Consider the following 9,865-nt stretch of genomic DNA (forward strand, 5'->3'; position numbering starts at 1 on the left):
AGTTTTGCTTGGCGGCCATAGCGCTTCGGACCCACCCCTTCCCATCCCGAACAGGACCGTGAAACGAAGTTGCGCCGATGATAGTGCACATCCGTGTGCGAAAGTAGGTCACCGCCAGGCTCCCCATCCCACAAAAGCCCCGTCCAGATTCCTGGCCGGGGCTTTGTGTTTTCTGGTTCCATAGGGGACGCTTCGGTGCCGTCATTGCGAGGCGCGGAGCGCCGTGGCAATCCAGTTCGTTCTTCCGTTTCCTCGCTCTTGTCGGCTATCCACGCGCGAGGCCATATCAGCCCCACCCACTGGATCGCCACGCCCTGCGGGCTCGCGATGACGGGTTGCAGCTCCGGGCAGCGTCTTTGCCTCGTCCCTTCGCAGTTTCACATTAACCCGACCTGGCCCAACGCCCCCACGTGTCCGACGTACCCGTCCCGCGCCAACTGCGCCGTCGGTTGTGGTACTATTCGCAACGGCGGGTCTCCCCGCATTGCAGGGCGGTCAACCTGGTCAGGTCCGGAAGGAAGCAGCCACAGCCGTTATATGCAAGTGCCGGGGGTAAGGCTCGCCACTTTCTTTTCTGCGCCGCCAAGCTCGTCGCGCGCGTTCGTGGCCGCCGGGCGTTGGCCGATCGTGCCAAGTGCTGGCGGCGAAATCGCCGTCCGTTCGCTCCGCCGCAGAGGTCCGGTCGCGCTCGCGAGCGGATACGCCCGCTTCGCAAAGAACCGCTTCTGCTAATATTCCGCGCATGAGTTATCAAGTCCTGGCGCGCAAGTGGCGTCCGAAATCGTTTGCCAGTCTCGTCGGCCAGGAGCACGTGGTCAGGGCGCTCGAACACGCGTTGACCGAGAAGCGCCTGCATCATGCGTATCTGTTCACCGGAACCCGTGGCGTCGGCAAGACGACGCTGGCGCGCATCCTCGCCAAGTCGCTCAACTGCGAGCAGGGTGTTTCGCCCACTCCCTGTGGCGTCTGTTCCGCGTGTCAGGAAATCGACAGCGGTCGCTTCGTGGACCTGCTCGAAGTCGACGCCGCGACCAACACCAAGGTCGAGGAGATGCGCCAACTCCTCGAGAACGCGGTCTATGCGCCGACGCGTGGTCGCTTCAAGGTCTACGTGATCGACGAAGTGCACATGCTTTCGAGCTCGGCCTTCAACGCGATGCTGAAGACGCTCGAGGAGCCGCCCGAGCACGTCAAGTTCATCCTGGCGACCACCGATCCGCAGAAGATTCCGGTGACGGTGCTGTCGCGCTGTCTGCAGTTCAACCTCAAGCAGATGACCGTGCCGGCGATTGCCGCGCACCTGAAGAACATCCTCGCCGCCGAGGCGATCTTCGCCGAGCCGGCTGCACTGACGCTGATCGCACGCTCCGCGGCGGGCAGCATGCGCGATGCCTTGTCCTTGCTCGATCAGGCGATCGCCCACGGAGCCGGGCGGGTCGAAGAGGCACTCGTGCGCGACATGCTCGGCACCGTCGACCTCGACTATCTCTACGACATCTTCGACGCTCTGAGCGCGGGTGATGCTGCGGCGATGTTGCAGGTTGCCGACGCGATGGCGGCACGCAGCCTGTCGGTCGAGCTCGCGCTGCAGGAGATGGCTAGCCTGCTCACGCGCGTCCAGGTCGCGCAACTCGCGGCTGCGGCGCTGCCCGAGGTCGCCGACGATGCGGCGCGCCTCATGAAGCTTGCCGGCGCCCTCGACCCCGAGTTCGTGCAGCTGGCCTATCAGATCGTCGTTCATGGCCGGCGCGACCTGCCGCTGGCTCCCGATGAGACCTCCGGGCTGGTGATGACCCTGCTTCGGCTGTTCGCCTTCCGGCCGCAGAGCGATGCGGCGGGCAGGCCGTCCGTGACCCCGGCGGCGCCGGCGCAAGCTCCACAGCGGCAGGCGCCGAAGCCCGATGTCCGTCGCGTCAGCGATGCCGCGGTGCGACCGGCCCCTGTCGTACCGCCTGCGTCCCAGCCCTCGGCTGCCCGCGTGGCGGAATCCGCTTCTGCGCCGGTATCCGTCCCGGCCGTCGTGCAGCCCGCGGCGCCCGCCATTTCCCAGGTGCCAGACGCGACGCCGGCGGCGCCACCCTCTGTCGACACGGGTGCGAGCACGTCTGCCTCAAGCGTGCCGGACTGGCATCAGTTGCTCTCCGCGCTGCAGCTGAGCGGAATGGCACGTGAACTGGCCAACCACTGTGAGCTGCGTCGGCTCGACGAGTCGAGCATCGTGCTTCGTCTGTCGCCGGTGCACCGCCATCTGCTCATGCGCGCACCGCAGGAGAAGTTGCAGCAGGTGCTCGGCGAGCACTTCGGTCGCACGCTCAAGCTCAGCGTCGAGATCGGCGATGTCGAGCGAGTGACGCCCGCCGAGTCTGCGCGCCAGGAGCGTCAGGAGCGGCAGGAGCGCGCGGTTGCCGCGATCGAGGAAGACGAGTTCGTGCGCGCTGCCATCGAAGTTTTCGACGCCTCGCCGGTCGAGTCGTCGATCCAACCCCTGTAAATAAACCACTAGAGGCAAGCACCATGATGAAAGCCGGAATCGCCGGCCTGATGAAGCAGGCGCAGCAAATGCAGGAGAAGATGAAGAAGGCTCAGGAAGAGCTGATGACGATCGAGGTCGAGGGCCAGTCCGGCGCCGGCCTGGTCAAGGTCGTCATGACCTGCGGCAACGAAATCCGCCGTGTCAGCATCGACCCCTCGGTGATGGACGACCGCGAGATGCTCGAAGACCTGGTCGCCGCCGCTTTCAACGCCGCGGTCCGCCGTGCGCAGGAAGTCTCGCAGGAACAGATGGCGGGGATCACTGCCGGCCTGAACCTGCCGGCCGGGTTCAAGATGCCGTTCTGAAGCTGCCGCGCTCCTCGCCGCGAGTGCCCGGGTGACCGGTCGCGCGGCGGGGTTGCTGCAGCAATCCCTTCCGTTGTCCTCCGGCCGGATCCATGCACCCTTCCAGCCTCGAAAATCTCGTCGAAGCCCTGCGCTGCCTGCCCGGGGTCGGCCCCAAGTCGGCGCAGCGCATGGCCTACTACCTGCTGCAGCGCGACCGCGCCGGCGCCGCGCAACTGGCGGTGGCACTGACGCAGGCGCTCGAGGCCTTGCGCCATTGTCAGCGCTGCAACACGCTGACCGAAGCCGACATCTGTGAGCGCTGTGCCTCGCCGAAACGCGACCCGGGCCTGCTCTGCGTCGTTGAGACGCCGGTCGACATGAACATGATGGAGCAGACCCTGGCCTACACGGGTCTCTACTACGTGCTGATGGGGCGCCTGTCGCCGCTCGACGGAGTCGGCCCGCGTGAGCTTGCGCTCGACCGGGTGGTCGCTCGCGCCAGCGACGGCGTGGTCAGGGAAGTCATCCTGGCAACCAACTTCACCAACGAAGGCGAGGCGACCGCGCACTACCTCGGCGAACGCCTCGGGGCTCGCGGCATTCGGGTGAGCCGCATCGCGCGCGGCGTCCCGGTCGGTGGCGAACTCGAGTACGTCGACTCGGGAACCCTGGCGCAGGCCTTGCGCGAGCGCCGCTCGCTCGGCTGATCCGCCCTGCACGCGTTCGCCTCCGCAAACGGCAGCGGGGGAACATGCCTCGCAACGTGGCATAACTGCGCTCTTCTCGGCGCGAAAGCGCCGGCGTATAATGCCCGACCTTATATTCCATCCATAGTCCTAGGAATCTGCGCTATGAGCAACGAAAGCAAAGTGGACGGAGGCAGACGGCGCTTGATAGTCGCCACCGCAGCCGTCGGTGGGGCGGGGGCGGTAGGCGCGCTCGTGCCCTTCCTCTCCAGCATGTTGCCGTCCGAACGTGCCAAGGCCGCCGGTGCGCCCGTCGAAGTCGACGTCAGCAAGCTGGCAGCCGGTCAGATGATGACCGTCGAATGGCGCGGCAATCCTGTCTGGATCATCAACCGCACCGAAGAGATGCTGGCGACCCTGCCCAAGATCGCCGACCAGCTCGCCGATCCCAACTGCGAGGTTCCGCAGCAGCCCGAGTACTGCAAGAACGACACGCGCTCGATCAAGCCGAACCTGATGGTCGTCGTCGGCATCTGTACCCACCTCGGCTGCGCGCCCAGCCAGAAGTTCAAGTCGGGCAGCGAAGAAGGCATGCCTTCTGACTGGGTTGGTGGCTTCCTCTGCCCCTGCCATGGTTCGACCTACGATTTCTCCGGCCGCGTGTACAAGAACAAGCCGGCGCCGACGAACCTTCCGGTGCCGCCGCACATGTACATCGCCGAAGATCGTCTGATCATCGGCGTTGAGAAGAAGGAGGCGTAAGCCATGGCCAGCACCAACTTTGAAAAGTACAAGTCCGACGGCTCGGTCGGGGGCAACGTGCTCGAGTGGTTCGACGCGCGCTTCCCGGCGACGTCGATGTGGCGCGGCCACCTGTCCGAGTACTACGCACCGAAGAACTTCAACTTCCTCTACTTCTTCGGCTCGCTGGCGCTGCTCGTTCTGGTCATCCAGATCGTCACCGGCATCTTCCTCGTCATGCACTACAAGCCGGACGCTTCGCTCAACGCGAACGGCATCCCGGTGGCCTTCGCCAGCGTCGAGTACATCATGCGCGACGTGCCCTGGGGCTGGCTGATCCGCTACATGCACTCGACGGGTGCCTCGGCGTTCTTCATCGTCGTGTACCTGCACATGTACCGCGGCCTGATCTACGGCTCCTACCGGCAGCCGCGCGAACTGATCTGGGTCTTCGGTACGCTCATCTTCCTCTGCCTGATGGCCGAGGCCTTCATGGGCTACCTGCTGCCCTGGGGCCAGATGTCGTACTGGGGTGCGCAGGTCATCGTGAACCTGTTCTCGGCGATCCCGCTGGTCGGCGAACCGCTGTCGATCTGGATCCGCGGTGACTTCGTCATCGGCGACGCGACGCTCAACCGCTTCTTCTCCTTCCACGTCATTGCCGTGCCGCTGGTCCTGCTCGGCCTCGTTGCCGCGCACGTCCTCGCGCTGCACGAAGTCGGCTCGAACAACCCCGACGGCGTCGAGATCAAGAAGAAGAAGAACGCGCAGGGCGTCCCGCTCGACGGCATTCCCTTCCATCCGTACTACACGGTGAAGGACATCGCCGGCGTCGTCGTCTTCCTGATGGTGTTCTCGGCGATCGTCTTCTTCGCTCCCGAAGGCGGCGGCTACTTCCTCGAGTACAACAACTTCATCCCGGCCGACCCGCTGACGACGCCGCCGCACATCGCGCCGGTCTGGTACTTCACGCCGTTCTACTCGATGCTGCGTGCCTGGGTGTGGCCGTTCCTCGGTCTCGATGCGAAGTTCTGGGGTGTCGTGCTGATGGGCGCCGGTGTCGTCGTGATCGCCTTCCTGCCGTGGCTGGACAAGAGCCCGGTCAAGTCGATCCGCTACAAGGGCATGCTCTACAAGAGCTTCCTGGCACTGTTCATCGTCTCGTTCTTCATGCTCGGCTATCTCGGTGCGCAGCCGCCGGCTCCGCTCAACGATTTCCTGGCCAAGGTGGGTACGTTCATCTACTTCGCTTTCTTCCTGGCGATGCCCTGGTACTCGAAGATCGACAAGTGCAAACCCGAACCGGAAAGGGTGACGTTCAAATGAAATCGCTGAAGAAACTGCTCGTTGCGTTGTCCTTCGCGCCGCTGGCCGCCTTCGCCAGCAGCGGGGTGCATCTCGATCGCGCACCCGACCTGCAGGGCGACCAGCAGGCCCTGCAGAACGGGGCGAAGACCTTCGTCACCTACTGCCTGAGCTGCCACGGCGCCAGCTATGTCCGCTACAACCGCCTGCTCGAACTCGGTTTCACCGAAGAGCAGGTCAAGGACGAGCTGATGACCACGGCCGACAAGATCGGCGAGCCGATGCGCATCGCCGGTCGTGCCGAGGAGCAGAAGGCGTGGTTCGGCGCGACGCCGCCCGACCTGTCCCTGGTGGCTCGCTCGCGCGCTTCCGGCGACGGCAGCGGTGCCGACTGGCTGTACACCTACCTGCGTTCTTTCTACCGCGACGAGAACCGGCCGACCGGCTGGAACAACGTCGTCTTCGAAAACGTCGGCATGCCGCACGTCTTCTGGGAACTGCAGGGTGAGCAGCACCTCAACCACGAGACGCACAAGCTCGAACTCGCCGTTCCGGGCCAGCTGTCGCCGGCCGAGTACGACCAGAAGGTCGGCGAGCTGGTGAACTACCTGGTGTGGATGGCTGAACCCGACGCCGGTCTGCGCAAGAAGATCGGTGTCGGCGTGCTGCTCTTCCTGGCCGTGCTGTTCGGCGCAGCCTACATGCTGAAGAAGGAATACTGGAAGGACGTGCACTAAGCGTTCCGCCAGCGCCGGAATTCCGGTTCTCGGCATCGTCGGCAGGGGGGTGTGAAACCCCCCGCGCTGTCGCGATGCCGAATTTTATTTTGGGGTATTGATCATGATGAACCTCTATTCGGGGACTACCTGCCCGTTCAGCCACCGCTGCCGCATCGTTCTCTACGAAAAGGGAATGGATTTTCAGGTGATCGATGTCGACGTCTTCAACAAGCCTGAAGACATCGCGGTCATCAACCCGCACAATCGCGTCCCGGTTCTGGTCGAGCGCGACCTCGTCCTCTACGAGCCGAACATCATCAACGAGTACATCGACGAGCGCTTCCCGCATCCCCAGCTGATGCCGGCCGACCCGATCATGCGCGCGCGCGCACGTCAGCTGCTGGTGACGATGGAGCGCGAGATCTTCTCGTTCATCGAGCCGCTCGAAAAGAGCCAGAAGGCCGCCGCCGACAAGGCGCGGCAGGCGATCCGCGAACGCCTCACCGAGATGGCGCCGATCTTCGCCAAGCAGAAGCACATGCTCGGCGACGAGTTTTCGATGCTCGACGTGGCCATCGCGCCGCTGCTGTGGCGTCTCGACCACTACAGCATCGAGTTGCCGAAGAGCGCCGCTCCGCTCATGAAGTACGCCGAACGCATCTTCAGCCGCCAGGGCTTCATCGACGCGCTGACGCCTTCCGAAAAGGCGATGCGCAAGTAAGACGGCCACCGGTGCGGGGCTCTCTCCGCACCCAGGTCTTGCCGGTGACTGGCAGCAGTCACCGGAACAGTCTCCCGAATCCCAAGCCGAGTTTTCCCGTGGACCTGCCCTCGACCAAGCCTTACATGATCCGCGCCATTCACGAATGGTGCACCGACAACGGCTTCACCCCCTATCTCGCGGTGAACGTCGACGAACGTACCGTCGTTCCGCGCGAGTACGTGCGCGACGGTCAGATCGTCCTCAACATCGGCTACGATGCGACCAACCGCCTGGTCATGGGCAAGGACTGGATCGAGTTCCAGGCCCGTTTCGGCGGCGTCGCGCGCGAGCTTTCGGTCCCGGTCGGCGCGGTCACCGCGATCTATGCGCGCGAGAACGGCGCCGGAATGGCGTTCGAGCCGGAGTTGCCGAGCCTCTCTGCGAGCGAGCCGGCAAGCGAAATCCCGGCGCCGGCTGCGGATACGCAGCCGCCCGAGCCGCCGCCGGCGGCGCCGACCACTCCTCGGCCGCGCCTGCAACGGGTCAAGTAGGCGAGCAACCCGCTCGGGGCCGACCGTCACCAGGCAAGGGAGACTTCATCATGCCGGACTTTCCAGCTTCCGCCTCGACCGTGATCCTGCTCGCGCACGGCGCACGTGATCCCGAGTGGGCCGTTACCTTGCAGCGGATCGCGGCCGCCGTGCAGGCGCTGGCGCCGCAACAGGCGGTAGCGACCGCCTTCCTCGGCATGCTGGCGCCGACGCTGGAGGAGTGCGTCGCCGAGCGCATCGCAGCCGGCGAACAGGATCTGCTCGTCGTCCCCGTCTTCATCGCCGCGGGCGGGCACATCAAGCGCGACATCCCGGAACGCGTGGCAGCGCTGCGCGAACGCTTTCCGCAGGCCCGGATCAGGCTTGAAGGCGCGGTCGGCGAAGCGGATGCGGTGATCAACGCGATTGCCGCGCACGCGCTGTCGCTGGCCGGGAGAGGCTGAGCGCTTGCGTCCCGGCCGGTGACGCCGCCCCGGCGCATGCAAGGCAGAGACTCGCAATTCTGTCATTGCGAGGCGCGCAGCACCGTGGCAATCCAGTTCGTTCTTCCATTCCCGCGTCCGTGCCGGCCATCCAAGGGCGAACCGATATCAGCCCCATGCACTGGATCGCCACGCCCTGCGGGCTCGCGATGACAGGTGGGGTGCTTCACAATCGTTTCATGTTTCACGCTGTCCAGTGACGCCGCCCCGGCGCATGCAAGGCAGAGACTCGCAATTCTGTCATTGCGAGGCGCGCAGCACCGTGGCAATCCAGTTCGTTCTTCCATTCCCGCGTCCGTGCCGGCCATCCAAGGGCGAACCGATATCAGCCCCATGCACTGGATCGCCACGCCCTGCGGGCTCGCGATGACAGGTGGGCTGCTTCACAATCGTTCCATGTTTCACGCTGTCCAGTGACGCCGCCCCCGCGCATGCAAGGCAGAGACTCGCAATTCTGTCATTGCGAGGCGCGCAGCGCCGTGGCAATCCAGTTCGTTCTTCCATTCCCGCGTCCGTGCCGGCCATCCAAGGGCGAACCGATATCAGCCCCACGCACTGGATCGCCACGCCCTGCGGGCTCGCGATGACGCGTGGGGTGCTTCACAATCGTTCCATGTTTCACGCTGTCCAGTGACGCCGACCCGGCGCATGCAAGGCAGAGACTCGCAATTCTGTCGTTGCGAGGCGCGCAGCGCCGTGGCAATCCAGTTCGTTCTTCCATTCCCGCGTCCGTGCCGGCCATCCAAGGGCGAACCGATATCAGCCCCACGCACTGGATCGCCACGCCCTGCGGGCTCGCGATGACGCGTGGGGTGCTTCACAATCGTTCCATGTTTCACGCTGTCCAGTGACGCCGACCCGGCGCATGCAAGGCAGAGACTCGCAATTCTGTCGTTGCGAGGCGCGCAGCGCCGTGGCAATCCAGTTCGTTCTTCCATTCCCGCGTCCGTGCCGGCCATCCAAGGGCGAACCGATATCAGCCCCACGCACTGGATCGCCACGCCCTGCGGGCTCGCGATGACAGGTGGGCTGCTTCACAATCGTTCCATGTTTCACGCTGTCCAGTGACGCCGCCCCGGCGCATGCAAGGCAGAGACTCGCAATTCTGTCATTGCGAGGCGCGCAGCGCCGTGGCAATCCAGTTCGTTCTTCCATTCCCGCGTCCGTGCCGGCCATCCAAGGGCGAACCGATATCGGCCCCACGCACTGGATCGCCACGCCCTGCGGGCTCGCGATGACAGGTGGGGTGCTTCACAATCGTTCCATGTTTCACGCTGTCCAGTGACGCCGACCCGGCGCATGCAAGGCAGAGACTCGCAATTCTGTCATTGCGAGGCGCGCAGCACCGTGGCAATCCAGTTCGTTCTTCCATTCCCGCGTCCGTACCGGCCATCCAAGGGCGAACCGATATCAGCCCCACGCACTGGATCGCCACGCCCTCCGGGCTCGCGATGACAGGTGGGCTGCTTCACAATCGTTCCATGTTTCACGCTGTCCAGTGACGCCGCCCCCGCGCATGCAAGGCAGAGACTCGCAATTCTGTCATTGCGAGGCGCGCAGCGCCGTGGCAATCCAGTTCGTTCTTCCATTCCCGCGTCCGTGTCGGCCATCCAAGGGCGAACCGATATCGGCCCCACGCACTGGATCGCCACGCCCTGCGGGCTCGCGATGACGCGTGGGGTGCTTCACAATCGTTCCGCGTTGCACGCTAACCCGGGTTTAACAGCTACTTTAAACTTTCCTTGTAAAACATAGTCTTGCGTTAAAAATTTTTCGCGAGTGGCACTACATGTGCTTTTCGCGAAGGGATGGCAGCTCAGTCGACGCGTTTTTTGGTGCCTCCGGGCAAGTGGTCGAG

The 9,865-nt window shown here is 64.5% G+C and carries 9 protein-coding genes, 1 rRNA gene and 1 other RNA gene; all 11 read left to right on the forward strand.

The genetic code is table 11. From position 1 onward, the window contains the following. The first annotated feature begins 7 nt into the window (after nt 1-7). The 11 genes from rrf (at nt 8) to CCR84_RS05620 (ending at nt 7,968) form a co-directional block, all read left to right on the forward strand. Nucleotides 8-120: ribosomal RNA gene (gene rrf / locus CCR84_RS05570) — 5S ribosomal RNA — on the forward strand. Between the two features lie 348 nt (nt 121-468). Then, nucleotides 469-567: signal recognition particle sRNA small type (ffs, locus tag CCR84_RS05575), an RNA gene on the forward strand. Nucleotides 568-742: 175 nt separating this feature from the next. After that, nucleotides 743-2,491 carry a DNA polymerase III subunit gamma/tau gene (dnaX, locus tag CCR84_RS05580; RefSeq protein WP_201210427.1) on the forward strand — a complete coding sequence of 583 codons (1,749 nt, stop codon included), beginning with the start codon at nt 743-745 and terminating at the stop codon, nt 2,489-2,491. A 23-nt stretch (nt 2,492-2,514) separates the two neighbouring features. Next, nucleotides 2,515-2,838, forward strand: coding sequence for a YbaB/EbfC family nucleoid-associated protein (locus CCR84_RS05585; RefSeq protein WP_242508566.1), 324 nt, complete (start codon nt 2,515-2,517; stop codon nt 2,836-2,838). Nucleotides 2,839-2,930: 92 nt separating this feature from the next. Beyond that, nucleotides 2,931-3,527, forward strand: coding sequence for a recombination mediator RecR (recR, locus tag CCR84_RS05590; RefSeq protein ID WP_201210428.1), 597 nt, complete (start codon nt 2,931-2,933; stop codon nt 3,525-3,527). 144 nt (nt 3,528-3,671) lie between these two features. Beyond that, nucleotides 3,672-4,268, forward strand: a complete 597-nt coding sequence (gene petA, locus CCR84_RS05595; protein ID WP_201210429.1) for a ubiquinol-cytochrome c reductase iron-sulfur subunit — start codon at nt 3,672-3,674, stop codon at nt 4,266-4,268. 3 nt (nt 4,269-4,271) lie between these two features. Further along, entirely contained in the window at nt 4,272-5,573 is a 1,302-nt protein-coding gene (locus CCR84_RS05600; RefSeq protein WP_201210430.1) for a cytochrome b, read from the forward strand. Then, entirely contained in the window at nt 5,570-6,289 is a 720-nt protein-coding gene (locus tag CCR84_RS05605; RefSeq protein WP_201210432.1) for a cytochrome c1, read from the forward strand. Before CCR84_RS05600 ends, CCR84_RS05605 begins: the two co-directional genes overlap by 4 nt. A 103-nt stretch (nt 6,290-6,392) precedes the next feature. Beyond that, complete coding sequence (locus tag CCR84_RS05610) at nt 6,393-6,992, forward strand: glutathione S-transferase N-terminal domain-containing protein (RefSeq protein ID WP_201210434.1); 600 nt, start codon at nt 6,393-6,395, stop codon at nt 6,990-6,992. A 98-nt stretch (nt 6,993-7,090) separates the two neighbouring features. After that, nucleotides 7,091-7,525 carry a ClpXP protease specificity-enhancing factor gene (locus CCR84_RS05615; RefSeq protein WP_201210436.1) on the forward strand — a complete coding sequence of 145 codons (435 nt, stop codon included), beginning with the start codon at nt 7,091-7,093 and terminating at the stop codon, nt 7,523-7,525. Between the two features lie 50 nt (nt 7,526-7,575). Beyond that, nucleotides 7,576-7,968, forward strand: a complete 393-nt coding sequence (locus tag CCR84_RS05620) for a sirohydrochlorin chelatase (protein WP_201210438.1) — start codon at nt 7,576-7,578, stop codon at nt 7,966-7,968. Nucleotides 7,969-9,865 lie beyond the last annotated feature (1,897 nt).

It is taken from the genome of Rhodocyclus purpureus, from assembly GCF_016653115.1.
In the GTDB taxonomy this organism is placed as follows: Bacteria; Pseudomonadota; Gammaproteobacteria; order Burkholderiales; family Rhodocyclaceae; genus Rhodocyclus; species Rhodocyclus purpureus.

Bases quoted from the DNA above. Each gene is read 5' to 3' on its own strand.
- CCR84_RS05620 (WP_201210438.1), top strand. From the start codon at position 7,576: ATGCCGGACTTTCCAGCTTCCGCCTCGACCGTGATCCTGCTCGCGCAC.
- CCR84_RS05585 (WP_242508566.1), top strand. From the start codon at position 2,515: ATGATGAAAGCCGGAATCGCCGGCCTGATGAAGCAGGCGCAGCAAATG.
- petA (WP_201210429.1), top strand. From the start codon at position 3,672: ATGAGCAACGAAAGCAAAGTGGACGGAGGCAGACGGCGCTTGATAGTC.
- CCR84_RS05600 (WP_201210430.1), top strand. From the start codon at position 4,272: ATGGCCAGCACCAACTTTGAAAAGTACAAGTCCGACGGCTCGGTCGGG.
- CCR84_RS05610 (WP_201210434.1), top strand. From the start codon at position 6,393: ATGATGAACCTCTATTCGGGGACTACCTGCCCGTTCAGCCACCGCTGC.
- recR (WP_201210428.1), top strand. From the start codon at position 2,931: ATGCACCCTTCCAGCCTCGAAAATCTCGTCGAAGCCCTGCGCTGCCTG.
- CCR84_RS05605 (WP_201210432.1), top strand. From the start codon at position 5,570: ATGAAATCGCTGAAGAAACTGCTCGTTGCGTTGTCCTTCGCGCCGCTG.
- dnaX (WP_201210427.1), top strand. From the start codon at position 743: ATGAGTTATCAAGTCCTGGCGCGCAAGTGGCGTCCGAAATCGTTTGCC.